Origin of the sequence: Amycolatopsis sp. NPDC004625, assembly GCF_040609695.1 — a bacterium.
GTDB lineage: Bacteria > Actinomycetota > Actinomycetes > Mycobacteriales > Pseudonocardiaceae > Amycolatopsis.
Genome location: NZ_JBEXKX010000037.1, coordinates 63,730 through 86,799 on the forward strand (window position 1 = coordinate 63,730; position 23,070 = coordinate 86,799).

A 23,070-nucleotide genomic window follows, 5' to 3' on the forward strand; every position below is an offset into this window, starting at 1 on the left:
ATGGTTTCCTACATGATCAGCGCGTCGTCGGGAAGACCGGTCACGAAGTCCCAGCTGGCCTACGAGACGATCAAGGCCAGGATCCTCGACGGCCGCTACGGACCGGGCTACCGGCTGGTCCTCGACCAGATCGGCCGCGAGCTCGACGTCAGCGCGGTGCCGGTCCGCGAGGCGCTGCGCCGGCTGGAGGCCGAGGAGCTGATCGAATTCGAGCGGAACGTCGGCGCCCGGGTCGTGGCCATCGACCCGACCGCCTACCAGCACGCGATGCAGACCGTGGCGATCGTCGAAGGCGCGGCCACCGGCCTCGCCGCGCCGCTGCTCACGGCGGAGGCCCTGGGCCGGGCCCGCGAACTCAACGACCGGATGCGCCGCAGTCTCGCCGAGTTCGACCCGCTGGCGTTCACCGCGCTGAACGCCGAGTTCCACGAGGTGCTGTTCAGCGCGTGCCCCAACCCGAACCTGGTGGACCTGGTGCAGCGCTGCTGGACCCGCCTGGCCGCCGTCCGCGACAGCACGTTCTCGTCGGTGCCGGGGCGCGCACCGGTGTCGGTCGAGGAACACGAACGGCTGCTGGCCCTGATCGAGGGCGGGGCCGAGCCGGCGGCGGTCGAGCAGTTCGCCCGGGGCCACCGGATGGCGACCTTGGAGGCGTACCTCGCCCGGGATCGGTGAGCCGCCGGTTGTTTCGCCGGTCGCGAGATGCCAGGGTCGGGTGTGCCGATCTTTCCCGCACCGGACGGAACCGGGCTCGCCGTTCACGTGCACGGTTCCGGCGCCGAGCCGCCGGTGGTGTGCCTGCCCGGCGGCCCGATGCGGGCCGGCAGCTACCTCGGTGACCTCGGCGGGATGACCGCCCGGCGGCGTGTCGCCGTGCTGGACCTGCGGGGCACCGGTGACTCCGAGGAACCCCGCGACCCGGCCACCTACCGGTGCGACCGCCAGGTCGAGGACGTCGAGGCGCTGCGCAAGCACCTCGGCCTGGACCGGTTCGACCTGCTCGGGCACTCGGCCGGCGCCGGCCTGGCCCTCCGGTACGCGGCCCGGTACCCGGAGCGCCTGCGCCGGCTCGCGTTGGTCGCGCCCAGCCCACGGGCCGTCGGCTTCGAACTGCCCGCCGCCGAACGCCGGCGGATCGTGGCCCGGCGGTCCGGCGCGCCCTGGTTCGCCGCCGCCTCCGCCGCGTACGAGGCGATCGCCGCGCAGACGGCGACCGGCGCCGACTGGGCCGCCGTCGCGCCGCTGTACTACGGCCGCTGGGACAGCGCGGCCCGGCGGCACCACGCCGGGGAACGCGTCCAGCGCAACGGCGCGGCCGCACGGATCTACAACTCCCCGGGCGCTTTCGAGCCCGAGACGACCCTCGCCGCGCTCGGGGCCGTCACCGCTCCGGTGCTGGTGCTGGCCGGCGAACTGGATTGGATTGCCAGCCCGGCGGTCGCGGCCCGCCTCGCCGCGGTGTTCCCCGACGGCAGGGCCGTCGTGCTGCCCGGGGCCGCGCACTACCCGTGGCTGGACGACGCACCCGCGTTCGTCTCAGCCGTGGGCGGATTCCTGGCCTGACGCCGGGTTGCGGCGGGGCTTGATGCGGACCGCCGGCAGAGCCGGGGCGGGCAGGCGTTCGCCCGGGTAGCCCGTGACGCTGCCGAACTGGTCCGACCCGGCCTGCCACGCTTCGCGGAACGCGGCGATCTCCTCGTGGGTGCGGCCGACGAAGTTCCACCACATCAGGATTTCCTCGTCGAACGGGGTACCGCCCAGGAGGAGGAACCGGGCCGGGGTGGTGCCGCGGTTGCTCAAGGTGAGGGAGTGCACGCCGGTGCCGACGTACCCCAGTTCCGCCGCGCGGACGCTGGTGCCGGCCACGACGACGTCGCCGGTGTCGACCAGCACGCCGTGTTCGAACGCGGGGTCCACGCCGAGGGACATGTGGGCGTCCGGGCCCAGCACGACCTCGGCGCCCAGCAGCGGGGTGAACGTCGGGATCGGGGACGTGCGCCCGGCCAGCGAACCGAGGAACACCCGGATCTCCGCGCCTTCGATCCGGTTCACCGACGGCACGTAGTGGTCGAAGGCCCGTGCGGTGTGCCGGTGGCGCTCGGGCAGGGCGACCCAGAGCTGCACGCCGTGGAGGGTCTTCGTGGCCGCGGTCGAGACCTCCGAGTGGCAGATGCCGTGGCCGCCGGTCATCAGGTTCAGCTCGCCGGGCCGGACCATCGCGTGCGTGCCCAGGCTGTCGCGGTGCTCGATCTCGCCGGCGAACAGCCAGCTCACCGTCTGCAGGCCGGTGTGCGGGTGCGGGGCCACGTCCATCGCGCCAGGCCCGGCGACCTCGTCCGGGCCGTAGTGGTCGGCGAAGCACCACGCGCCGATGAGGGAACGCGACCGCTGGGGGAGGGTCCGGCGGACGCGCATCGCGCGGGGGCCGCCGAGCGGGACCTCGCGCGGGGTGAGGACCTCGACGGCCGGGCGGTCGGGGTCGGCGGCCGCGGGCCGGTCGCCGCAGGCGAGTTCGGCGGGGGCGGCCTCGGTGTTGCTCATGTCCGCCACGGTAGTCGCGATCGGGGGTGGGGCGTGGATGGGCGGGGCTGCCGGGTGGGCAGGCCTCCGCTGCGGGTGGGGTTGCGGGGGTGGGCGGGCCGTGCCGGCCACGGTGGGGTGGGTTGCCGCTGTGTGGGGTGGGTTTGGTGTGGCTGCACGGCGGCGGTTGGGTGCGTGGAGGTGGCCGAGGGGCGCTGTCGGGTGGGTTGCCGCCGTGTGGGGGTGGGCTTGGTGGGGCCGCGCGCGGTGGTCGGGTGCGCGGAGGTGGCTCGAGGGCCGAGGGGCGCTGTCGGGTGGGGCTGCGCGCGGTGGTTGTGTGCGCGGAGGTGACCGAGGGCCGACGGGCGCTGTCGGGTGGGCTGCCGAGTTCGGCTGCTGGCCTCCCGGGCGGTGGCCGTTCTTTGTGGAGTTGTCAAACAGCGGACCCGTTGCCGGGTCAGGCGGCTGGGCGTTCTTCGGCCGTGATGATGGCCTGGCCCGCCGCCGTCAGGACTGCCGGGACCAGTTCGCCCGGGCTGCCCGGGCGGGCCGCGCGGACCAGGCCCTGGTGGGCCAGCGCGTGGGCCGCGAACTGGTCGCCGCAGGAGAGGCCGTCGATGAACAGGTCGGGTTCGCTGCTGCAGGACACCTGGGCGCGGCCGGCGCCGACCGCTCGCAGCATCGCCCGCATCCGGTGGTTGACCGCGGGGCGCGCCACCGGTGAGCCGGTCTTCTCGTTCCCGTCCATCTCGGTCCCTCCCGCTCGTGGTTCGGCCTCGTCCTGCCCTTGCGTCGAACCGGAAGACGGGATTTCGACATCGGGTGGAGCCCGGCCGGAGCGTTCCTCCATCGTCACCGGCGGCGGTCCAGGGCGGGTCGAATCCCCGTTGACGGGCGTTCGGAGGACGGCCGCGAACGGATGGGCTCAGAACGGCGGGTCGCCCACCGACACCGGCTCCGGGGTCCACGCCGTGCTGCCTTCGGTGCCCGTCGCGCGGCGGGCCTTGGTCACCTTGGCCGTCGCGTAGCGCAGGGCCGGACCGATCTCTTCGACGTCCAGCTCCATCACGGTGCGCTTTTCGCCCTCCTTCGTGTCGAACGACCGCTGTCTCAGCCGGCCTTGGACGACGACGTGGGTCCCGCGCACCAGCGACTCCGCGACGTTTTCCGCGTACTGCCGCCACAGGCTGCAGCGCAGGAACATCGCGTCGCCGTCGCGCCAGGTGCCGGATTCGCGGTCGTACAGCCGGGGTGTGCTCGCGACCGTGAAGTTCGCGACCGCCGCGCCGGCCGGGGTGAACCGCAGTTCGGGGTCGTTCGTCAGGTTGCCGACCACCGTGACCGTCGTTTCGCCTGCCATCGGTCTCTCCTTCTGCTCCGGGTGCGGGGTGCACCGCTCTTGCCGTCGAGGAGAGCACGGGGGTCCGACAATTCCGGGCCGGGGGACGAGATGCCGACACCCGGCCGGGCTGGTTTCCTGCCGCCATGCCGACCGCGTTCGAAAAGGAACTGGTGACGCTCGCCCATCGGCTGGCGGACCTGTGCGCGCTTGTCGCGAGCGCGCTCGAAGAGGCCACGCGCTCGGTCCTGGAAAGTGACCACACGCTGGGCGGACGGGTGCGCGAACAGGTCGCCGTGGCGGCCGCGCTCGGGGCCGCGTGCGAGGACCAGGCGTGTGCGCTGCTGGCCCTGCACGCGCCGCGGGAGGCGGAGGTGAAGGCGGTGGTCGCCGCCGTCCACACCGCCGCGGATCTCACTCGGATGGGTGGTCTTGCGCGGGAGGTGGCGGAGGCGCCGGGACGCGTGCCGCCGGACGCCCGGTGCGCGCTCACGCGGCTGGGTGCGCACGCGGTGGCCGCGGCCCGGGCGTCGGGGGAGCTGCTCGCGGGTGGGGAGGGGGCCGGGCTCGGTGACGCGGTCATCCTCGCCGGTGCGGCCGAGCGGGAGCTGCGGCAGTGGGCGGACAGCCGGGAGTGGCCGCGCGGGGCCGGTGCGGCGGTCGATCTCGCGCTGCTCGGGGCGGTTTACTCGCGGTTCGCCGCGGCCGCGGGACGGGTCGGGCTGCGGATGACGGGGTTCGCGACGGCGGGTGCTTAGCCGGCCGCGGTGGCGAGGCCGGTTAGGTGCGGGGCGGTCGCGAAGGCCCCGGCATCGGGGAGGCCCGGTCGTGGCATCGCCGGGACCAGGCGGCCTCCCCGCCGATGCCTACTGACCCTGCTGCGGGAACTGCCCCTGCTGTCCCGGCTGCGGGAACCCCTGCGGCTGCGAAGGGTGCTGAGGCTGCTGGTACCCCGAAGGATGCTGAACGCCCTGCGGCGGAAGACCCTGCGGCAGCCCCTGCTGCGGGTACCCCGGCGCGCCCTGGGGGTGGGCCTGGTTCTGCTCCTCCTGCGCCTGCAGCCGGACCGCGTCCTCCTTCGGGATGCGGTTCTCGATCCCGCAGAACGTGCACTGCGCCGTGTACTTGACGCTGATCGGGAACAGCGGGATGAAGAACAGCGTGAACTTCGTGACCGCCTTGCGCACCGCGTGCGAGGCGGGGTTGCCGCAGCGGCCGCACAGGAAGGTCGTCATCGCCAGCACGTAGATCCGCGTGCGCCAGCCCCAGATCAGCATCGGTCTTCTCTCTTTCGGTCCTTCGTTCGCCCGGCAGCCTCGCACATCGGCGGGGCCCGGTGGGGCGGTTTCGGCGAACCCGTCCGGACTCGCCCGGGCGGCCCGGCCTAGATTGGGCGCATGCCGAGCGACCTCGCCCTGAAGACGATGAATGCCGTGCACCGCGGCCTGATCAAGCTGACCGGGGGGCGGATCGGGTGGCAGGTCGCCATGCCGGTGCTCGAGCTCACCACCGTCGGCCGCAAGAGCGGGCAGCCGCGGACCGTGCTGCTGACCTCGCCGCACCAGGAGGGTGACGCCCACGTCGTCGTGGCTTCGCGCGGTGGGGACGACGTGCACCCCGCGTGGTTCCTCAACCTGCGGGACAACCCCGACGTCGAGGTGTCGATCAAGGGTGGCCCGAAGCAGCCGATGCGCGCCCGGGTCGCCGACGCGGACGAGCGGGCGCGGCTCTGGCCGAAGATCACCGCCGACTTCAAGAACTACGCGCAGTACCAGACGAGGACCGAGCGGGAGATCCCGCTCGTCTTCCTCGAACCGCGCTAGTCGCGCGCGTTCAGGTAGGCCGGGTCCGGCGGCGGGATCGGCTGGTCCGGGACCCCCGCCAGCAGCACGCTCATCGCGTGGAAGTACGGCGGGGCCGCGACTGTGCCGCCGAACGCGCCGTGGCCGCAGGTGCCGAGGTGCACCGGGGTGCCCGGGCAGATCTCGCGCGGGTGCGGCCCGTCGGCGAAGACCATCGACGACACCGCGTAGCCGTCGGTCCCGCCGACGAACGCGACCGATTCGCTCTGCTGCGTCGTGCCCGTCTTGCCGATGTCGGGGCGGGTCCAGCCCGCCGCGTGGGCGGCTTCGGCGGACGTGCCGCTCGTCGTGTCCTTGCTCAGCCCCGCCTCCAGGGTGTCCGCCACGCCCGTGGGGAGCACCCGCTCGCACGCCTGCTGCCGGACCGGCACCGAGGTCCCGTTCCGGTCGGTCACCGACAGGATCGGGTTCGGCGGGCACCAGACGCCGCCGCTCATCAGGGTCGCCGAGACGTTCGCCATCTCCAGGGGGCTCACCGGGCTGTTGCCGAGGGTGAACGACAGCAGGTTCTGGAAGTACTGCGACTGCGGTTGGCTCAGCTGCGGGTTGCCCGACTTCGGGTCCGGGGCGTGGCCGGCGTCGTTGGTCGCGAGGGTGTTCCGCAGCCCGAGCTTGTACGCCATGTCCAGCACCGCGGGCATGCCGACCTGGCTTTCGAGCCCGACGAACGCCACGTTCGGCGACGTCGCCAGCCCGTCGGCCAGGCTGATCGGGTCCGCGTAGTGGCCGTCGTTGTGGACGGTGTAGCAGGCCGAATGCGAGTCCGGCACCGGGAAGCACTGGCTGTCCGGGTTGGGCAGCGGGGTGTCCAGGCCCGCCTTGCCGGTGACGAGCGCCGCGGCCGAGGTGAAGATCTTGAACGACGAGCCCGCGCCGAACTCGTTGCTCGCGTCGGCGACGATGTCGGTCGACGTCTCGCCCCGCGCCGGGTCGGTGCCGTAGTCGCGGTTGGCGACCATGGCCAGCACCTGGTGGCCGTCCTGGCCCGGCTGGACGACGGCGAAGGTGTTGGCCACGCCGTCCTGCGTGGTCGGCACGTTCGCGTCGACCGCGTCCTTGGTCACCTGCGAGACGCGCGGGTCGAGGGTGGTCCTGACCGTGTACCCGCCGGTGGCCAGCTGGTCGGCGGTGAACCCGGCGTGCACCAGGTAGCTTTCCGCGTAGGCGCAGAAGAATCCCGCGTCCGGCGCCGCGCCGAGGCACGTTCCGGACGGCGTCACCGGTCCGTTCGGCAGCACCCCGAGCGGGGTGGCCTTCGCCGTCGCCGCGTACGAGGCGGGGATGGAGCCGTTGGTGACCATGTCGTCGATGACGAGGTTGCGGCGCTGCAGCGCCTTGTCCGGGTGCGTGTACGGGTTGTAGACGCTGGGGTTGTTCACCATTCCGGCGAGCAGGGCCGCCTGCGGAACGGTCAGTTTGTCCGCCGTCGTCCCGAAGTACGCTTTTGCCGCGGCTCCGACCCCGTACACGGTTCCGCTGAATTCGACGACGTTGAGGTAATCGGCGAGAATGTCGTCCTTGCTCTTCGTTTCGTTCAGCTGGACGGCCATTTTCGCCTCCCGCAGCTTGCGGGCGAGGGAGTCCTCGCGGTCGGCCTGCTGGGCCGCCGGGTCGTTCCGGTCGACGACGTTGATGAGGTAGTTCTTGACGTCCTGCTGCGTGATCGTCGACGCGCCCTGCAGCGCGCCGCCGGTGCTGTCGTTCACCGCCGCCCGCAGCATCCCCTGCAGGTCGACGCCGCCTTCGGTGTAGAACCGGCGGTCCTCGACCGCGATGATCGCCGCCTTCACCGTGGCCGCGATCCCGGCCGCGGCGACCGGGAGGCGGTACTGCGCGTAGAGCGTCGCGATCGGCGAGCCGTCGCGGTCGGTCACCGTGGTGACCAAGGGCGGGTCGGCCGCGGCCAGCTGCGCGGAAATGGCGTCCACCGAATCAGCGACCTGATTCGACAGCAGGCCCGCGCCGAGGGTGACCGGTGCCGCCGTCCCGGCCACCAGGATTCCGGCGAGCACACACAACCCGGCAAAAGGGACCACGCCCCCGCGACGTTTCACGGAATCGAGATTAGGCATCGGGCGATAAAGCTTCCGTTCGGTGAGACATGTGCCTCACCGGGCCAACCTGCCGAGCAGGGCGGAGGCGACCGAAACGGCCACCACCGTCGCCGCGGCCAGCACGGCGAAGTCGGTGCCGAGGTGGGCGGGGGTGCCGATCAGCAGGCCGCGCAGCGCGTCGACCTGGTAGCTCAGCGGGTTGACGTGGCTGAGCACCTTCAGCCACGGCGGCATCAGGTCCACCGGGTACAGCGCGTTCGAGCCGAAGAACAGCGGCATCGTGATCGCCTGCCCGATGCCCATCAGCCGCTCCCGCGACAGCACGATCCCGGCGATCACGATGGACAGGCAGCAGAAGAACGCCGAACCGAGCACCAGGACGACGGCCATGGCCACTAGCTTCAGCGGGTTCGCGGTCAGCCCGACGCCGAGGACCGCGGCCAGCACCAGCACCATCAGCGCCTGGACCAGCGCGCGGACCCCGGCGGCGAACGCCTTCCCCGCGACGAGCGCCGCCCGCGGGGTCGGCGTCACCAGCAGCTTGGCGAGGACGCCCGCGTCCCGCTCCCAGATGATCTGGATGCCGTAGAAGATGGCGATGAACAACGCCGACTGCGCGAGGATGCCCGGCGCCAGGTAGTCGAGGTAGGGGATCGGCCCGGTCGGGATCGCGCGCAGCCGGGTGAACGTCTCCCCGAAGATCAGCAGCCACAGCGCGGGCTGGATCGCCCGGGTGAGCAGCTCGGTCTGGTCGCGGCGCAGTTTCTGCAGCTCCACCAGGCACATCGCGCCGACGCGGGCGGCGAGCACGCGCAACCGGCGCAGCGGGCCCGGGTCAGCCGAGACGGCGGGCGGTACGGCGAGTGGCACGGACACCGCGGATCCCTCCTTCTTCGCTGCCGAGGTGGTCGCCGGTCACCGACCGGAACACGTCGTCCAATGTGGACTCCGGGCCGAGGCCGGCCTCGAGTTCGGCCGGCGTGCCCAGCGCACGGATCCGGCCGGCGTGCATCAGGGCGACGCGGTCGCAGTACTGCTCGGCTTCGTCCATGTAATGCGTCGTGACGAGCACGGTCATGCCGGTCGCTTCGCGGATCGAACCGATGCGGTCCCACACCGACGACCGGGCGACCGGGTCGAGCCCGATCGTCGGCTCGTCGAGGATCAGCAGCCGCGGCGAGCTGACCAGGGCCTGGGCGAGTTCGAGCCGCCGGATCATGCCGCCGGAGTACGTCTTCGCCGTGCGGTCGGCGTCACCGGTCAGCCCGGCCAGGTCCAGCGCGAGCCGCACCTGCTCGCGACGCCCGGCGCGCGGCACGTCGAAGAGCCGCGCGAACAACGCGACGTTCTCGCGGCCGGTCAGCGCACCGTCGGCGGACAGCTGCTGCGGCACGTACCCGATCAGCCGCCGCACGGCCATCCGCCGGCGGGCGACGTCGATACCGAAGACGGTGATCCGGTCCGGGCCGGCCGGCAGCAGCGTGGTGATCATCCGCAGGGTGGTGGTCTTGCCGGCACCGTTCGGGCCGAGCAGCCCGAACACCTCGCCGGCGCGGATCTCCAGGTCGACGCCGTCCACGGCGCGGGTCGAGCCGAACGAGTGGCGCAGGCCGGTGCACCGCACCGCCGCGGGTTCGGTCATGGCTGCTCCTTCAGAACGCCGACGAGCTTTTCTAGGGAGGGCAACGCCTGTTCGATGGCGGCGATGTCCTCTTCGGACAGTGCGGCAAGGGCGTCGGCGACGAGCCCGGTGCGGGCGCGGCGCCAGGCCGCCATCCGTTCGGCGGCCGCGGCGGTGACGCCCAGCCGCGCCGCGCGCCGGTCGGCGGGGTCCGCCTCGCGGCGCAGCAGCCCGGCGTCGACGAGCTGGTTGACCAGCGTGCTGACGGAGTTGTTCGCTAGGTGCAGCTCACGCGCGGCGCCGGCAACGCCGATGCCGGGGTGATCGGCGACGACGCGCAGGAGCTCGACCTGGGCGCCGGGCAGGGGAGGGCCCGGCACGCCGGCCCGGGCCCGGCGGCGCACCACCCGGCGGATCCCCAGGACGGCGCCCAGCAGCCGGTCGGCGAGGTCGGTCATGCCTCCAAGCTAGCTCTGACCCAGATCTATTAGCAACGCTAAATGTCCGATTGGCGAGGAAAGTAGCGGTACTCGAAACGACATCGGTGATCGAGACCGTCGAAGGTCCAGAGGGACACCGCTGATCGGTTGAACCTGACCGCCTGTGACCGTTCGGCGGCGAACTGCTGCCGTTCGCCGCGTGCCCGGCGCGTTCGGGGCCGGAACCCGCGGGCACGGGCGCATGCTGTCCCTTCCGGCCCCGCGTCCCCGCGCCTGACGTCCACAGTGGACACTGCCAGTGCGCCCGGTCCGGCGGTCTTCTCGACCGAAGATAGGAACGTTCGTGACCCTGCTGGACAGCAAGCTCGTCCGGTGCTGGACTTCGCGCCCGCACCTGCAGTCCCTGTACACCCTCGCCGCGGCCGCCCCGCGGGTGCGCGCCGCGCTCGGCCTGACGCCCACCGGCGGCGGCACGCTCGACTTCAAGGTGGACGGGGACGCGCTGGCCCGCACCGCCGCGGAGCTGATCGCCGCGACGTCGGCGCGGCTGCCGGTGCACCCGCTGGTGACGCAGGACCTGCACGGCCGCTCGACGGTCCGGTGCTGGCGCCGCAACCGCGACCTGCGCGTGCTGACCGGCGACCTGGTCGACGTCGCGGACCGCCTCGCCCGGGCGGGGTACGGCGGCTCGCTGCGGTGCGCGACCGTCGAGTTCGCGGAGCCGGCCGGTCGCCGCGAAGGCAAGCTCGCGCTGGTGTACCTGTTCGACCGCGGGACGTTCCACACCGCGGCACCGGGGACCCGGCCGCTGGACCGGGCGCTGGAGCTGCGTGCGCGGGCCGCGTTGCACGGCGCGCTGCCGCTCGAGCCGGTCGCGCACCGGCGGTTCGTGCTCTGACGCCGACCCTGAAAATCCTCCGATTGGCGCAGCGCCCGAGCTCTGCGAGGATGCTGGTCTCTGCCGATCGAAGGAGATGGCCGTGGCTTCTCGTCTCAACCCGTACCTGAGCTTCCGCGCCGACGCGCGGCAGGCGATGGAGTTCTACAAGAGTGTCTTCGGCGGCACCCTGACCGTGAACACGTTCGGGGAATTCGGGTCACCCGAAGGAGCGGACGCGGACAAGATCATGCACGCCCAGCTGGAGACCGACAACGGCTTCACGCTGATGGCGTCGGACACCCCGGCCGGGATGGAGCACACCCCGGGCACGAACATCACGGTGAGCCTCAGCGGGGACGACACCGACGACCTGCACGGCTACTGGGACAAGCTGAGCGACGGCGGAACCGTGACGGTTCCGTTCGAAAAGCAGATGTGGGGCGACGAATTCGGCGCCTGCATCGACAAGTTCGGCATCCCGTGGATGGTCAACGTCGTCCAGGGCTAACCGCGAACCGTTGCAGCCGGTGCCCCCGTCGGTGACGATGGAGGAACCGGCGTGGCGTGGCGCCGGGCCGAAGGAGGCCCGATGGCGGGTTTTCCCTGGACGTGTGCGCAGTGCGGCGCGGACAACGACCCCGCTGCCCGGCGCTGCGCGACGTGCGCGAGCCTGGCTCCCGGCCGGGCCCGCGCGCGGGCGTTGTGGGTGCTGCTGACCCTGATGCTGGTCGCCGGCCTCGCGGTGGGCGGGGTCCTGCTGTTCGCCGGGCGCCCACGCCCCTCGCCGGCCGCGTCGGGGCCGTTCCCGCAGTACACGACGCCCGCGCTGCCGACCACCAAGACCGTCGTCACCACCGCGGAATCCGCCGCCCCGCCGGTCACGCCGTCCACGACGACAGCGGAGAAGCCGTGCCCGGCGGACGCCGCGCACTACCTGCCCGGCGGCCAGGGGACGGCGCTGCTCGTCGCGCAGACGGCGAAGTCGCTCGTCACGATCTGCCGGACCCCCGACGGCCGGATCTTCTACGACGGCCAGGCCCGCGGGCAGGCGGCCTCCGGCGAAACCCACATCGTGCTTCCGGCCGAGGCGTCGGGTGACGGCTTCGTCGCGGTGAACGGCGACTACCGCTACCGGGTCGGGGGCGGCAGGCTGGTCGTGTCGGCCGGGTCCGCCGTGCTTTCCGACGAAGAGCTGACCACGGTGGGCTGAGGGCCGTACAGCTCGTCCACCGGTTCGGCGTCGAAGCCGAGGTCGGCGCGCATCCGGGCGCGCATGACGCGGTAACCGCGCTGGCCGCCGTCCCAGGCCGGCCGCAGCTTGGCACCCTTTTCGTCGGGGTCGAGCAGCATCGCGGCCAGCCGCATCCGCGGCAGCGTGGCGTCGCTGACCAGCCGCCGGACCGTCTCCGGCGCGTGCAGCACGACGGGCCCGAGCGCGTGCTGGGCCTCGCTGCGCACTTCGCGCAGCTCGGCGAGCTGGTGCTCGTCGAGGACCTTGCCCGACTCGCGGATCGAGCGGGCCTGGAACAGGACGCCGTCGAACGCTTCGAGGACGCCCATCAGCCGGGCGTACGCGTCGGCGCGTGTCTCGTGCGTCCGGGCCTCGCGTTCGCGCTGCCACCGGCGCTCCTCGCGCGCGGCGTCTTCGGTCATCCGCCGGTTTTCGCGCCGTCCCGAAAGGATCTGGGTCAGGATCACCCCGGCGAGGCCGAGCAGCGCGACGACGACCGGAATCCACACCGGGACCTGGGAACCCACCCGCGCACCCTACCCAGGATGTGGGAGTGACGGCGGCCACCCGGGGCGGATCAGCATGCTGGAGCCATGGCTTCTCCGCTGGACAACCCCACCTGGGCGTCGCTGGCCGGCCCGCACGCCCGTTTCGCGGAACGGCGTGGGCGCGTGCTGCGCTACCCGGAGGACGTCGCGCCGTTCCTGGCGCTGCCCGACGACCCCGGCGAGCAGGACTGGCGCGACGTCGCCGAGCTCGCCGGGCCGGGGGCGACCGTCGTGATCGCGGCGGCCACCGCGCGGCCGCCGTCCGGCTGGGAGGTGCTCGACGAGATCCCCGGCGTGCAGCTGGTCGACGAGGGAATCGCGGCCGCGCCGGATCCGGAAGCCGTGCGGCTCGGGCCGGCGGACGTGCCCGAGATGCTGGACCTCGTCGAGCGGACGCGGCCCGGGCCGTTCCGGACGCGGACCGTCGAGCTCGGCACCTACCTCGGCCTCCGGCGCGGCGGCGCGCTCGTCGCGATGGCCGGCGAGCGGCTGCACCCGCCGGGGTACACGGAGATCAGCGCGGTCTGCACGGACCCGGCGGTCCGCGGCCAGGGTCTGGCGACGCGGCTGGTGCTCGCGGTGGCCGCGGGCATCCGCGAGCGCGGCGAGATCCCGATGATGCACGCGGCGGCGGGCAATACCGCCGCGATCCGCCTCTACCTCTCCCTGGGGTTCGCGCTGCGGTACCGGCCGGACTTCGTGGCGGTGCGCGTGCCGCTCGCGGTCGCGGTCTAGGCACCGGTCGACGACCCGGGCCGGACGATCATCAGCACCGTCACCGCCGCCCACAGCAGGTTGAACACCCCGGTCAGCATGGCCAGCCGGCCGAGGACGTCCACCGCGGATCCCCCGGCCAGCAGCCGCTTCTGGCGCGGCAGGATCAGCAGCGCCAGCACCGCGGCGGCGACCGCCGTCAGGCCGATCGACACGAGCAGCCACGGGTCGCCCATGACGTGCATCGTGCCCGCGACGCCGAAGCCGAACACGGGGACCGCGATGGCGGCGTAGGCGTACACGCGGCAGATCCGGTGCAGCAGGGTCGCCGACTTGACGTCGTCCCGGCGGACCGCGGCGGGGAACATGCTGGCCGCGACGGCGACCGGGCCCACGGCGAGGATCGCCGCCAGGACGTGGACCGAGAGCAGGATTTTCGACACCCGGCGACGTTAGCGATCTTCGCGGGCGCCCGGGAGTGGCTGGAATGCCAGGAACCGCCGGGATCCGGCCAAGGTCAGCCGGGCACCCACATCGTGACGCGGGTGCCGCGGCCCGGTTGCGAGTCCACCGTGCCGTGCCCGCCGACCTCGGCCAGGCGCGCCACGATGGACTGGCTGATGCCGAAGCCCGGCGGCCGGGCGCCGACGTCGAAGCCCTGGCCCTGGTCCCGGGCCACCACCGCGATCCCGCCGTCGCGTTCCTCCACCCGCAGCACGACCTGCTTCGTCCCGGAGTGCTTCACGGTGTTGCGCAACGCCTCCCGGACCGCTTCGCACAACGCGGTGCGCCGGTCCTGCGAGACCTGGTGGTCGTCGGCGAAGTCCGCGGCGACCAGCTGCGTGCGCAGGCCGTCGCGCGCCAGGTCGGTGGCGACGTCGGCGAGTTCGACCGCGAAGCTCCGCGTCGGTCCCGTCGGCACCGGCTCGGTGATGTGGCGGCGCAGCTCGGCCGCCTCCGCCTTGGCCACCGAGCGCAGCTCCGACAGCCGCGTGACGGCGTGTGCGTCGTCGCCGGGTGCGGAGATGGCCAGCGCTTCGAGCGTCTGCAGCACGCTGTCGTGCATGATCCGCCGGGTCCGGCGGCGCTCGGCCTCGCGCCCGCGCCGGAGTCCGATGTCGACGGCGAACCGGGTGCCGACGCCGAGCATGATGAGGATCGCCACGGCCAGCACGATCGCCACCGCCAGCGCCACCAGGCAGCCGATCGACCGCGTCATGGCCAGCTGGTTGCCCAGCGGGAGGCCGCCGGCCAGGGTCAGCGCGGCCCGCAGCGGCACGGCGGCCGCGAACAGCCACAGCGCCGCGGGCAGCCCGGACGTGCCCGCCCACATCGCGACCGAACCGACCAGCCAGGTCCAGGACACGTCGACGGCGAACGGCTGGATCACGGCCGGGGCCGTCGTCGCCACCACCAGGTTGAGCGCCACGCCGAGAGAAAGATCGAGGGCGAGGGCCCGGTTGGTGAGGCGGGCGCGCAGGCCGCCCACCCGCAGCACCCAGACCACGGCGGCGGTGTTGACCACGACCGCGAAGGCGGTGGCACCGAGCACCGGCCCGAGCCCGAGCACGCCGTTCGCGGCGGTGAACCCGATGAACACCTTGACGAAGGCCGCGGCCCGGTAGGCCAGCGGCACGGCGACCCAGTAGCGGGAAGCGCGGGCGAGGGTCGCTTCCCCGACGGCGGTGAGGTCGCCGGTGTCGGGAACGGGCTCGGCGGGTTCCGCCGGTGTGCCGCTGCGCAGCAGCGTGCGGACGAACGCGCGCGGCGGTGCGGCAGAGCCCGCCTCGGGCATCGGTGGTCCCCAATCGATCCGGCCGTCCGGGCGGCCTGAGCCTGGCAGCGCGGCGGGGGCCTCGTCAACCGTCCCGGCGTGGAGCCAGCCCGCTGGAGCAAGGGGGGCGACCGGTTCGTGACCTGGTGATCGAATGGCGGTGCACGTGCAGGTGGGCGGGCCCGCGGTCAGTACGCGTGGAACATCGTTTCCTCGCCGTCGTACTCCGCCCAGCCGGGCGAGCCCGTCGTGGCGAAGCGGTGCCAGGCGCCGTTGAGGTCCAGGGCCAGCTCGCGCGGCGGGTTCTCGCCGAGCAGGCCGCGCGGGCCGGACACCGCGTCCAGCGCGTCGAACACGAACGGCAGCTCGAGCCCGTGGCACGCACCGAGGCGGCCTTCGAGCCGGGGAGAACCCCACTCGAACTCGTAGCGGAACGTCCGGCCGGTGTGGTTCTCGGCCAGCGTGCGGACGCCGTCGCGGAAGACCAGGTCGGTCAGCGCTTCCACCAGGACTTCGCCCGCCGTGCGGCCGGATCCCAGGCCGTACGCGTACAGCACGCCGGCCGGGTCGGGGTGGGACACCGCCAGCGAGGCCACGGCCTGGTCGTCGGTCACCGCCTCCAGTGCCCCGGTCGGGACCAGGTAGAACCGCATCTCTTCGCTGCAGCTGCCGGCGATCAGGTCGACGTCGCGGCCCGCGCCCGCTTTGATCGCCTTGCCCGGGTGGTGCGGCAGGACGTCGTCGCCGACCACCGGGAGGAACGGGCTCAGCCCGTAGCCGCGGTCGTAGCCGAGCGCGTCGCGCAGGTCGGGCGCGCCGCCCGGGCGCAGGACCGCGTCCTGCGCGTCGAGCAGCTGCTCCGTCGACACCTTGCGGAACGCCTCCGCGGTCGCTTCCACCTTCAGCTCGTCGGCGACGACCTTGGCCAGCCGGCGGGCCTGGACGCCGTCGCGGACCATGTCCGGGTGTCCGCTTTGGACGATCGCGCGGTGGAAGAGCCCCGTGGAGAGCGGCGAGCCGAGCAGGCAGGCGACGCTGACGGCGCCGGAAGCCGAGCCGAAGAGCGTGACGTTGGCGGGGTCGCCGCCGAACCCGGCGATGTTCTCCCGGACCCAGTGCAGGGCCGCGAGCTGGTCGCGCAGGCCGAGGTTGGTCGTGCCGCCGTCGAGCGGGAGGAACCCGTCGACGCCCAGCCGGTACTGCACGGTCACCAGCACCGCGCCCGCGCGGGCGAACGCCGTGCCGTCGTGGACCGCGGCCGACCCGGTGCCGCCGATGAACCCGCCGCCGTGCACGAACACCAGCACCGGCAGCGAAGCGGCGCCCGGCTGCGGGGTCCAGACGTCCACCGTCAGGTACTCCGGCCCCGGCCGCCAGCCGGTGCCGGCCAGCGCGGTCAGGTCGAGCCCGGGCACGTCGTGCCGGCGTTGCGGAGCGGTCGGCCCCGGTCTCTGCGCGTCGCGGACGCCTTCCCACGGTGGGGCCGGGACGGGTTCGGCGAAGCGCAGGTCGCCCTCGGGCGCGGCGGCGTAGGGAATGCCGCGGAAGCGCACGACGCCGGCGGGGGTGAGCTGACCGCGGACCGCGCCGGACGTGGTGGGGACGACGGGGTCGGTCATGCGGGGGCCCTTCGTGGACGGTGGGGGAAGCGCCCGTCAGCCTAGGACCGCGGACGGGCCGCCGTCACGGGCGGAGTCCTTCTCGTTGTCGCGGATGGATAACGGCGTGCGGCCCCGATCGGCCGAACGGACGAAGACCCGGTGAATTCCCGGGAAAGCGCGGGCGGGGCGCCGGCACGCCCCGCCCGCGGTCTCAGCCTTCGAGGAGGTCCTCGATGGTGATCGGGATGTGCCGCACCCGGATGCCGGTGGCGTTGTACACGGCGTTGGCGACCGCCGCCGCCATCCCGACCGTGCCGATCTCGCCGAGGCCCCGCGCGCCGACCGCGTTGTGCAGGGTGTCGGGGTACTCGACGAACTGGACCTCGACCTCGGGGATGTCGGCGTTGACCGGGAGCAGGTAGCTCGCGAAGTCGCCGTTCGCGAACCGGCCGTTCGCCTCGATCTCCAGACCCTCGTGCAGGGCCGCGGAAACGCCCCAGATCATCCCGCCCATCAGCTGGCTGCGGGCGGCCTTGTCGTTGATGATCCGGCCCGCGTCGAACACCCCGAGCATCCGGGACACCCGCGCCTCGCGCGTCCACCGGTGCACCCGGACCTCGCAGAACTGGGCGCCCCACGAAGCGAACGAGTGCTTGGTCAGTTCCTCACCGGGCGCCGACGAGCCGGTCACCTCCAGCGCTTCGCGGCCCACCGCACGCAGCAGTTCCCCGAACGGCATGGACGTCCCGTCGGCCCAGACGCGGCCGTCGGCGTAGGTCACCTGCCGGCCCTCGAACGGCGCGCCGGGATCGGCGGCGAGCGCGACCAGTTCGTCGATCGCCTTGGTGGCGGCGATCATGATCGCGGTGCCCGCGCTCGCCGTCGCCGTCGAGCCGCCGGACATGCCGCCCGGCGGGAGGGCCGAGTCGCCGAGGCGCGGGGTGATCCGGTCCGCCGGGATGTCCAGCGATTCGGCGCCGACGAGGGAGAGCACGGTCAGCAGGCCGGTGCCGGGGTCCGCGCCGCTGGTCGCGACGACGGCGGTCTCGTCCGCCCGCAGCGTGATGCCGACCGTGGCCGGGAACCGGAGGGCGGGGAACACCGCGGTGGCCACGCCCGTGCCGACGAGCCAGTCGCCGTCGGTGCGCGTGCCGGCCGGGCGGTGCACCCAGCCGAAGCGGTCCGCGCCGATGCGGAAGCACTCGTCGAGGTGCTTGCTCGACCACTGCAGGTCGTGCCCGGGCGGGGCGATCGAGTTGTTGCGGACGCGCAGGTTGATCGGGTCCATGCCGAGCTTTTCGGCCAGCTCGTCGATCGCGCTCTCCAGCGCGAACGAGCCCGGTGCTTCGCCCGGCGCGCGCATGAACGTCGTCGGCGGCACGTTGAGCGGCACGATTTTCTGCGAGATGGACAGGTTTTTCGTGGCGTACCACTCGCGCGAGGTCCCGTGCGAGGTCGGCTCGACGAACGAGCGGGCGGTGTCGGTGCTGCACCACGAGTCGTGGCGCACGGCGACCAGGGTGCCGTCGCGCTCGGCGCCGCGCGCGAGCTTCTGGACCGTCGCGGCCCGGCCGGCGGTGGCGGTGAAGACCTGCTCGCGGGTCAGGGCGGCCTTCACCGGCCGGCCGAGGGCCCGGGCCGCCGCCGCGGCCAGGAACGCCGGCGTGGACGTCCGTCCCTTGCCGCCGAACGCGCCGCCGACGAACGGGTTGATCGCGTGGACGGCTTCCGGCGCCACGGCGAGCGCGAGGGCCAGCTCGTTCGCCTGCATGTTGGACGCCTGGTTCCCGCTGTAGACGGTCAGCTCGCCGTCGTCCCACACCGCGACCGCGGAGTGCGGCTCCATCGCGGCGTGGTTCTGCGTCGCGGTCGTGTAGGTCGCCTCGACGACCACCGGGCTCGCGGCCAGGGCGGCGTCGAAGGATTCGACGCCGTCTTCGAGCACCTCGATTTCCGGGGGAGCGCCGTTGAAGGTCGGCGGCGCCATTTCGGCCGTGTCGAGGTGCTCGGCGAGCGACGTCCGGGCCGGCCGGGTGCGGTAGGTGATCCCGACGAGTGTCGCGGCGTCACGGGCCTGCTCGAAGGTTTCGGCGACCACGAAGCCGATCGGCTGGCCGTAGTAGGTGACTTCCTTGTCCTGCAACGGAACCCACGTCTCGCCGAACATCGGCAGGCTCGGCGTGCGCAGCTCGAGGGGGTCGAACGGCGTGTACACGCCGAGCACGCCCGGCGCGTCCTTCGCCGCGGAGACGTCCATGGCTTCGATCTCGCCGTTCGCGATCGTGCTGAGCACGACGTAGCCGTAGACCATGCCGGTGAAGGTGTGGTCGGCGCCGTACTTGGCCTGGCCGGTGACCTTCAGCGGCGCGTCCAGCCGGGCGATCATCGGGAACTCCCCTCGGTCAGTTCGAGCAGTGCCCGGACGATGGTCCGCTGCAGCAGCGGGACTTTGAACGCGTTTTCGGCCAGCGGCCGCGCGCCGTCGATGGCTACCGCGGCGGCCGTTTCGAAGCTCGCCTGCGTCGCCGGGGCGCCCCGCAGGGCGGCTTCGACACCGGTCAGCCGCCACGGCACCGTGCCGACGCCGCCGGCCGCGACCCGGGCGTCGGCGACGACGCCGTCCCGGACGTCCAGCGCGACGGCGGCCGAGCACAGCGCGAACTCGTAGGACTGCCGGTCGCGCACCTTGACGTAGGTGGAGTTCGCCGCCCAGTCCAGCCGGGGCACGAGCACCTCGGTGATCAGTTCGCCGGGACGCAGGTCGTTCTCCACGGCCGGGGTTTCGCCGGGCAGTTCGTAGAAGTCGCGGAGCGCGACTTCGCGGCTGCCGGTCGAGTCCGTCAGCCGCAGGCGCGCGTCGAGCGCGACCAGCGCGACGGCGACGTCGCTGGCGTGGGTGGCCACGCACGACTCGCTGGTGCCGAGGATCGCGTGCATCCGGTTCGCGCCGGTGAGCGCGGAGCAGCCGCTGCCGGGAACGCGCTTGTTGCACGGCATCGTGATGTCGCGGAAGTACGAGCAGCGCGTGCGCTGCAGCAGGTTCCCGCCGATGCTGGCCATGTTCCGCAGCTGCTGCGACGCGCTCAGCAGCAGGGCGCGCGAGATCGCGGGGTAGACGCCGGGGTGCGCGGCGATGGCGCCCATCCGCTCCAGCGCGCCGAAGCGCAGGCCGTCGGTCGTGTCGATGCCGTGCAACGGCACCTCGTTGATGTCCAGGACGTGCTGCGGCGTCAGGACGTCGAGCTTCATCAGGTCGACCAGGGTGGTCCCGCCGGCCAGGAAGGTGCCGGGCGTGGAGACCGCCGCTTCGACGGTGGTGGGTGCGGTCAGCTCAAAGGGACGCATCGGCCCGCCTCGCCTGCTCGACCGCCTTGACGATGTTCGGGTAGGCCGCGCACCGGCACAGGTTGCCGGACATGAACTCCCGCACGTCCTCGACGTCCTGCTCGACGGCGGCGACCGCCGACATGATCTGCCCGGCGGTGCAGAACCCGCACTGCAGGGCGTCCTGGTCGACGAACGCCTGCTGCACCGGGTGCAGTCCGTCCGCTGTGGACAGTCCTTCGACGGTCGTCACCGGCTGCCGCACGGTGGCGGCCAGGGTGAGGCACGACAGCACGGGCTTGCCGCCGACGTGCACGGTGCAGGCGCCGCACTGCCCGCGGTCGCAGCCCTTCTTCGGGCCGGTGACGGCGAGGCGCTCGCGCAGCGCGTCCAGGAGCGTGACGCCGGGATCGACGTCCAGGTGTTCGGTGGTGCCGTTGACTTCGAGTGAGATGTCCACTGGTCTCTTTCCGCAGAGCCGGGCGGTGTGGTGGGGTGGTGGTACGGCGGAGCGGATACTCATCCGCTTCACTCGGTCGCGAGGCTAGCGGATTACAATCCGCTTGGCAACGAAGCGGGGACGCTGGAGTTGCTCCAGCTCTCGGCTAGATTCAGCGGGACGGCACGACGACGGGGAGCAGCGATGACGACGGGATCGGTCAGTCCCCGGCGCGCGGACACCCGGCGCAACCACGAGCGCATCCTCGTCGCGGCGGCGGCGTCGCTGGCCGACACGGGCGAGGTCTCGTTCAACGCGATCGCGAAGCAGGCCGGCGTCGGCGTCGGCACGGTCTACCGCCACTTTCCCACGCCGGAGGCGCTGATCCTGGCGGTGTACCGGCGCGAGGTCCGGCACATCGTGGAGGTCGTGCCGGTGCTGCTGGAGAAGCACGCCCCGGACGAAGCGCTCCGGCTGTGGGTGACCGACCACGTCGCCCACTACATGATGACGAAGAAGGGGCTGGCCGACGCGCTGCGGACCGCGACGGCGTTCCGCGGCGAGCTGCCGGTCGACGCTTACGAAGACATGCTCGGCGCGGTGGCGAAGATGCTCGAAGCCAACGTGGCAGCCGGGACGGTCCGCCCGGGCCTGACCCCGGTGCTGGTGATGCGGGGCATGGGCGGCCTGCTGTGGCTCGACCCGGACGGCGACTGGCGGCGCGACGCGGCGGATCTCGCCGGCCTGCTCTGGCACGGGATGGCCGCGCAGCCCGGCTAGGCCGGCCCGTCGAGGTGGACGGTGACGGTGACGCGGCCCTTTTCGTCGCGGTGCGCCACCGCGTGGCCGGTGCGGTCGGTGTCGTCGAGCTCGAGGGTGAGTGGGCCGCCCTCGCCGGTGAAGTTGCGCCACCACGACTTCGCGTCGGGCATCATCACGCCGATGGTGACCACCGCACCCGCCCGCCGGAACCCGACGGGAGTGCTGAACGTGCGCCCCGACCGGCGGCCGGTGTAGGTGATCTGGGTCAGGTGCCGGCGGACCAGCGGTCCCCAGCGCGGTGACTTCCGGAGCGTGCCCATGCAGCTGTTGTAACGGGCGATGGCGGTCTTCGGCAGCGGGCCTCGGTATCCCACGGCGGCCTCCTTCGGTGGGGTGCTGCCACCGTACCGGAAAACGGAGAAAGGTGTTCCGGTTGTCGGCAGGGCCGCCGCGGTGCTCTCAGCTGGACGTGGGGAAGGTGAACGCCGCCGCTGAGGTGCTGGTGTGGGGCCAGCGGGTGGTGACCACCTTGGCGCGGGTGTAGAACCGCACGCCCGCGGGGCCGTGGATCGGGCTGTCGCCGATGAGGGAGTCCTTCCAGCCGCCGAAGGAGTAGTAGGACATCGGGACCGGGATCGGCACGTTCACGCCGATCATGCCCACCTTCACCTCCCGCTGGAACTTCCGGGCCGCTTCGCCGCCGGCGGTGAAGATCGCCGTGCCGTTGCCGTACGGGTTGGCGTTGATGGCCGCGATCGCTTCGTCGATCGTCTCGGTGCGGACGATCGCCAGCACCGGGCCGAAGATCTCCTCGCGGTACGCGTCCATCGCCGTGGTCACGTGGTCCAGCAGGGACGGGCCGACGAAGAAGCCCTCCTCGTGGCCGGCCACCGTCAGGTCGCGGCCGTCGACCACGACCGTGGCGCCCTGCTCCGCGCCCCGGGTGACGGACCGGACCACGCGCTCGCGGGCCGCCTCGGTGACGACCGGGCCCATGTCGCTGGCCGGGTCGGTGCCGGGGCCGACCCGCACCTCGCGGGCCTTGCGTTCGAGGACCTCGATCAGCTTGTCGCCGGCCGCGCCGACGGTCACGCCGACCGAGATCGCCATGCACCGCTGGCCGGCCGAGCCGAACGCGGCGGCGGTGAGGTGGTCGGCGGCGTACTCCAGGTCGGCGTCGGGCAGCACGACCGCGTGGTTCTTCGCTCCGCCGAGCGCCTGGACGCGCTTGCCGGACGCGGTCCCGCGCTCGTGGACGTACCTGGCGATCGGGGTCGAGCCGACGAACGACACCGCCGCCACGTCCGGGTGGTCGAGGAGCGCGTCGACCGCGACCTTGTCGCCGTGCACGACGTTGAAGACGCCGTCGGGCAGCCCGGCCTCGGCGTAGAGGCGGGCGACGTAGTTGGAGGCCGAGGGGTCGCGCTCGCTGGGCTTGAGGACGAACGTGTTGCCGGTGGCGATGGCGATCGGGTGCATCCACAGCGGCACCATGATCGGGAAGTTGAACGGGGTGATCCCGGCGACCACGCCGAGGGGCTGCCGGAAGTCGTGCACGTCGACGTCGCGGGAGACCTGGTCGGAGAAACTGCCCTTGAGCGCCTCGGCGATGCCGCAGGCGTACTCGACGACCTCGCGGCCGCGGACGATCTCGCCGCGCGCGTCCTCGATCACCTTGCCGTGCTCGGCGGAGATGATCCGGGCGAGTTCGTCTTCGTGCCGGACCAGCAGCTCGCGGAAGGTGAACAGCACCTTGGTGCGCTGGGACAGCGACGAGGTGCCCCACGACTCGAACGCCTTGCCGGCGGCCGCGACCGCAGTGTCCACATCGGACTTCCCGGCGAGCAGCACCGAAGCCTGCTGCTTTCCGGTGGCGGGGTCGTAGACCGGTGCCGTGCGGGTCGAGCCCGCCGCCGTGGCGGTGCCGTTGATCCAGTGGCCGATGGTGTTCACGGTGCTCC

Annotated in this window: 26 protein-coding genes; 9 read left to right on the plus strand and 17 right to left on the minus strand. The window is 72.8% G+C overall.

Annotated elements, in window-relative coordinates:
* Nucleotides 1–675 (plus strand): GntR family transcriptional regulator, encoded by a 675-nt coding sequence (locus tag ABZW17_RS33530; RefSeq protein ID WP_354823152.1) that lies wholly within the window; start codon nt 1–3, stop codon nt 673–675.
* 42 nt (nt 676–717) lie between these two features.
* Nucleotides 718–1,563, plus strand: coding sequence for an alpha/beta hydrolase (locus ABZW17_RS33535; RefSeq protein ID WP_354823154.1), 846 nt, complete (start codon nt 718–720; stop codon nt 1,561–1,563).
* On the opposite strand, the gene ABZW17_RS33540 is transcribed toward ABZW17_RS33535, so the two are convergent.
* The 3 genes from ABZW17_RS33540 to ABZW17_RS33550 form a co-directional block, all read right to left on the minus strand.
* Nucleotides 1,537–2,541 (minus strand): pirin family protein, encoded by a 1,005-nt coding sequence (locus ABZW17_RS33540; protein ID WP_354823156.1) that lies wholly within the window; start codon nt 2,539–2,541, stop codon nt 1,537–1,539. The genes ABZW17_RS33535 and ABZW17_RS33540 overlap by 27 nt on opposite strands.
* A 436-nt stretch (nt 2,542–2,977) precedes the next feature.
* Entirely contained in the window at nt 2,978–3,268 is a 291-nt protein-coding gene (locus tag ABZW17_RS33545; protein WP_354823158.1) for a hypothetical protein, read from the minus strand.
* A gap of 177 nt (nt 3,269–3,445) precedes the next feature.
* Nucleotides 3,446–3,880 carry a single-stranded DNA-binding protein gene (locus ABZW17_RS33550; RefSeq protein ID WP_354823160.1) on the minus strand — a complete coding sequence of 145 codons (435 nt, stop codon included), beginning with the start codon at nt 3,878–3,880 and terminating at the stop codon, nt 3,446–3,448.
* 125 nt (nt 3,881–4,005) lie between these two features.
* On the opposite strand from ABZW17_RS33550, the gene ABZW17_RS33555 reads away from it, so the two are divergent.
* On the plus strand, nt 4,006–4,617 hold the full coding sequence (locus tag ABZW17_RS33555; RefSeq protein WP_354823162.1) for a PhoU domain-containing protein: 612 nt from the start codon (nt 4,006–4,008) through the stop codon (nt 4,615–4,617).
* A gap of 108 nt (nt 4,618–4,725) precedes the next feature.
* Here the strand turns inward: ABZW17_RS33555 and ABZW17_RS33560 are convergent, their stop codons facing one another.
* A complete protein-coding gene (locus tag ABZW17_RS33560) occupies nt 4,726–5,136 on the minus strand; it encodes a zinc-ribbon domain-containing protein (protein ID WP_354823164.1) in 411 nt (136 codons plus the stop codon).
* 120 nt (nt 5,137–5,256) lie between these two features.
* Between ABZW17_RS33560 and ABZW17_RS33565 the strand changes: the two genes are divergently transcribed.
* A complete protein-coding gene (locus ABZW17_RS33565; RefSeq protein WP_354823166.1) occupies nt 5,257–5,682 on the plus strand; it encodes a nitroreductase/quinone reductase family protein in 426 nt (141 codons plus the stop codon).
* Here ABZW17_RS33565 and ABZW17_RS33570 read toward each other — a convergent pair.
* Genes ABZW17_RS33570 through ABZW17_RS33585 form a run of 4 tightly spaced genes read right to left on the minus strand, consistent with a single transcriptional unit; the run spans nt 5,679 to nt 9,854 of the window.
* Complete coding sequence (locus ABZW17_RS33570; protein ID WP_354823168.1) at nt 5,679–7,793, minus strand: transglycosylase domain-containing protein; 2,115 nt, start codon at nt 7,791–7,793, stop codon at nt 5,679–5,681. The genes ABZW17_RS33565 and ABZW17_RS33570 overlap by 4 nt on opposite strands.
* Nucleotides 7,794–7,829: 36 nt before the next feature.
* Nucleotides 7,830–8,651, minus strand: coding sequence for an ABC transporter permease (locus tag ABZW17_RS33575; protein ID WP_354823170.1), 822 nt, complete (start codon nt 8,649–8,651; stop codon nt 7,830–7,832).
* Nucleotides 8,611–9,417 (minus strand): ATP-binding cassette domain-containing protein, encoded by an 807-nt coding sequence (locus ABZW17_RS33580; protein ID WP_354823172.1) that lies wholly within the window; start codon nt 9,415–9,417, stop codon nt 8,611–8,613. Before ABZW17_RS33580 ends, ABZW17_RS33575 begins: the two co-directional genes overlap by 41 nt.
* The gene (locus tag ABZW17_RS33585) at nt 9,414–9,854 is read right to left on the minus strand and encodes a helix-turn-helix domain-containing protein (protein ID WP_354823174.1); all 441 of its coding nucleotides are present in this window, start codon (nt 9,852–9,854) and stop codon (nt 9,414–9,416) included. Before ABZW17_RS33585 ends, ABZW17_RS33580 begins: the two co-directional genes overlap by 4 nt.
* A gap of 325 nt (nt 9,855–10,179) precedes the next feature.
* Between ABZW17_RS33585 and ABZW17_RS33590 the strand changes: the two genes are divergently transcribed.
* From ABZW17_RS33590 to ABZW17_RS33600, 3 genes are all read left to right on the plus strand, one after another.
* A complete protein-coding gene (locus ABZW17_RS33590) occupies nt 10,180–10,734 on the plus strand; it encodes a hypothetical protein (protein ID WP_354823176.1) in 555 nt (184 codons plus the stop codon).
* Between the two features lie 82 nt (nt 10,735–10,816).
* Nucleotides 10,817–11,224: a VOC family protein gene (locus ABZW17_RS33595; protein WP_354823178.1), complete on the plus strand. Its 408-nt coding sequence runs from the start codon at nt 10,817–10,819 to the stop codon at nt 11,222–11,224.
* Nucleotides 11,225–11,305: 81 nt separating this feature from the next.
* Nucleotides 11,306–11,926, plus strand: a complete 621-nt coding sequence (locus ABZW17_RS33600; protein WP_354823180.1) for a hypothetical protein — start codon at nt 11,306–11,308, stop codon at nt 11,924–11,926.
* On the opposite strand, the gene ABZW17_RS33605 is transcribed toward ABZW17_RS33600, so the two are convergent.
* Nucleotides 11,845–12,474, minus strand: a complete 630-nt coding sequence (locus ABZW17_RS33605) for a hypothetical protein (protein WP_354823182.1) — start codon at nt 12,472–12,474, stop codon at nt 11,845–11,847. The genes ABZW17_RS33600 and ABZW17_RS33605 overlap by 82 nt on opposite strands.
* Before the next feature lie 66 nt (nt 12,475–12,540).
* On the opposite strand from ABZW17_RS33605, the gene ABZW17_RS33610 reads away from it, so the two are divergent.
* Nucleotides 12,541–13,230 (plus strand): GNAT family N-acetyltransferase, encoded by a 690-nt coding sequence (locus tag ABZW17_RS33610; RefSeq protein ID WP_354823184.1) that lies wholly within the window; start codon nt 12,541–12,543, stop codon nt 13,228–13,230.
* Here the strand turns inward: ABZW17_RS33610 and ABZW17_RS33615 are convergent.
* The 6 genes from ABZW17_RS33615 to ABZW17_RS33640 form a co-directional block, all read right to left on the minus strand.
* Nucleotides 13,227–13,652, minus strand: a complete 426-nt coding sequence (locus tag ABZW17_RS33615) for a hypothetical protein (protein ID WP_354823186.1) — start codon at nt 13,650–13,652, stop codon at nt 13,227–13,229. The two genes, ABZW17_RS33610 and ABZW17_RS33615, sit on opposite strands and share 4 nt — an antisense overlap.
* 74 nt (nt 13,653–13,726) lie before the next feature.
* The gene (locus ABZW17_RS33620; protein WP_354823188.1) at nt 13,727–15,004 is read right to left on the minus strand and encodes an ATP-binding protein; all 1,278 of its coding nucleotides are present in this window, start codon (nt 15,002–15,004) and stop codon (nt 13,727–13,729) included.
* A 167-nt stretch (nt 15,005–15,171) separates the two neighbouring features.
* Nucleotides 15,172–16,602, minus strand: coding sequence for a carboxylesterase family protein (locus ABZW17_RS33625; RefSeq protein ID WP_354823190.1), 1,431 nt, complete (start codon nt 16,600–16,602; stop codon nt 15,172–15,174).
* A 193-nt stretch (nt 16,603–16,795) separates the two neighbouring features.
* Nucleotides 16,796–18,970, minus strand: a complete 2,175-nt coding sequence (locus tag ABZW17_RS33630; RefSeq protein ID WP_354823192.1) for a xanthine dehydrogenase family protein molybdopterin-binding subunit — start codon at nt 18,968–18,970, stop codon at nt 16,796–16,798.
* On the minus strand, nt 18,967–19,929 hold the full coding sequence (locus ABZW17_RS33635; protein ID WP_354823194.1) for a xanthine dehydrogenase family protein subunit M: 963 nt from the start codon (nt 19,927–19,929) through the stop codon (nt 18,967–18,969). Before ABZW17_RS33635 ends, ABZW17_RS33630 begins: the two co-directional genes overlap by 4 nt.
* Nucleotides 19,916–20,368, minus strand: a complete 453-nt coding sequence (locus ABZW17_RS33640) for a (2Fe-2S)-binding protein (RefSeq protein ID WP_354823196.1) — start codon at nt 20,366–20,368, stop codon at nt 19,916–19,918. Before ABZW17_RS33640 ends, ABZW17_RS33635 begins: the two co-directional genes overlap by 14 nt.
* A gap of 183 nt (nt 20,369–20,551) precedes the next feature.
* Between ABZW17_RS33640 and ABZW17_RS33645 the strand changes: the two genes are divergently transcribed.
* Entirely contained in the window at nt 20,552–21,127 is a 576-nt protein-coding gene (locus tag ABZW17_RS33645) for a TetR/AcrR family transcriptional regulator (protein WP_354823198.1), read from the plus strand.
* Here the strand turns inward: ABZW17_RS33645 and ABZW17_RS33650 are convergent.
* Entirely contained in the window at nt 21,124–21,483 is a 360-nt protein-coding gene (locus ABZW17_RS33650) for a hypothetical protein (RefSeq protein ID WP_354823200.1), read from the minus strand. The two genes, ABZW17_RS33645 and ABZW17_RS33650, sit on opposite strands and share 4 nt — an antisense overlap.
* An 85-nt stretch (nt 21,484–21,568) precedes the next feature.
* Nucleotides 21,569–23,062, minus strand: coding sequence for a CoA-acylating methylmalonate-semialdehyde dehydrogenase (locus ABZW17_RS33655; protein WP_354823202.1), 1,494 nt, complete (start codon nt 23,060–23,062; stop codon nt 21,569–21,571).
* Nucleotides 23,063–23,070: the final 8 nt, after the last annotated feature.

What these genes read in the sequence shown, in the direction of transcription:
- ABZW17_RS33625 (WP_354823190.1), bottom strand. Translation starts at nt 16,602, where the DNA reads ATGACCGACCCCGTCGTCCCCACCACGTCCGGCGCGGTCCGCGGTCAG.
- ABZW17_RS33585 (WP_354823174.1), bottom strand. Translation starts at nt 9,854, where the DNA reads ATGACCGACCTCGCCGACCGGCTGCTGGGCGCCGTCCTGGGGATCCGC.
- ABZW17_RS33555 (WP_354823162.1), top strand. Translation starts at nt 4,006, where the DNA reads ATGCCGACCGCGTTCGAAAAGGAACTGGTGACGCTCGCCCATCGGCTG.
- ABZW17_RS33545 (WP_354823158.1), bottom strand. Translation starts at nt 3,268, where the DNA reads ATGGACGGGAACGAGAAGACCGGCTCACCGGTGGCGCGCCCCGCGGTC.
- ABZW17_RS33630 (WP_354823192.1), bottom strand. Translation starts at nt 18,970, where the DNA reads ATGATCGCCCGGCTGGACGCGCCGCTGAAGGTCACCGGCCAGGCCAAG.
- ABZW17_RS33645 (WP_354823198.1), top strand. Translation starts at nt 20,552, where the DNA reads ATGACGACGGGATCGGTCAGTCCCCGGCGCGCGGACACCCGGCGCAAC.
- ABZW17_RS33610 (WP_354823184.1), top strand. Translation starts at nt 12,541, where the DNA reads ATGGCTTCTCCGCTGGACAACCCCACCTGGGCGTCGCTGGCCGGCCCG.
- ABZW17_RS33570 (WP_354823168.1), bottom strand. Translation starts at nt 7,793, where the DNA reads ATGCCTAATCTCGATTCCGTGAAACGTCGCGGGGGCGTGGTCCCTTTT.
- ABZW17_RS33635 (WP_354823194.1), bottom strand. Translation starts at nt 19,929, where the DNA reads ATGCGTCCCTTTGAGCTGACCGCACCCACCACCGTCGAAGCGGCGGTC.
- ABZW17_RS33550 (WP_354823160.1), bottom strand. Translation starts at nt 3,880, where the DNA reads ATGGCAGGCGAAACGACGGTCACGGTGGTCGGCAACCTGACGAACGAC.
- ABZW17_RS33540 (WP_354823156.1), bottom strand. Translation starts at nt 2,541, where the DNA reads ATGAGCAACACCGAGGCCGCCCCCGCCGAACTCGCCTGCGGCGACCGG.
- ABZW17_RS33530 (WP_354823152.1), top strand. Translation starts at nt 1, where the DNA reads ATGGTTTCCTACATGATCAGCGCGTCGTCGGGAAGACCGGTCACGAAG.
- ABZW17_RS33620 (WP_354823188.1), bottom strand. Translation starts at nt 15,004, where the DNA reads ATGCCCGAGGCGGGCTCTGCCGCACCGCCGCGCGCGTTCGTCCGCACG.
- ABZW17_RS33580 (WP_354823172.1), bottom strand. Translation starts at nt 9,417, where the DNA reads ATGACCGAACCCGCGGCGGTGCGGTGCACCGGCCTGCGCCACTCGTTC.
- ABZW17_RS33560 (WP_354823164.1), bottom strand. Translation starts at nt 5,136, where the DNA reads ATGCTGATCTGGGGCTGGCGCACGCGGATCTACGTGCTGGCGATGACG.
- ABZW17_RS33600 (WP_354823180.1), top strand. Translation starts at nt 11,306, where the DNA reads ATGGCGGGTTTTCCCTGGACGTGTGCGCAGTGCGGCGCGGACAACGAC.
- ABZW17_RS33565 (WP_354823166.1), top strand. Translation starts at nt 5,257, where the DNA reads ATGCCGAGCGACCTCGCCCTGAAGACGATGAATGCCGTGCACCGCGGC.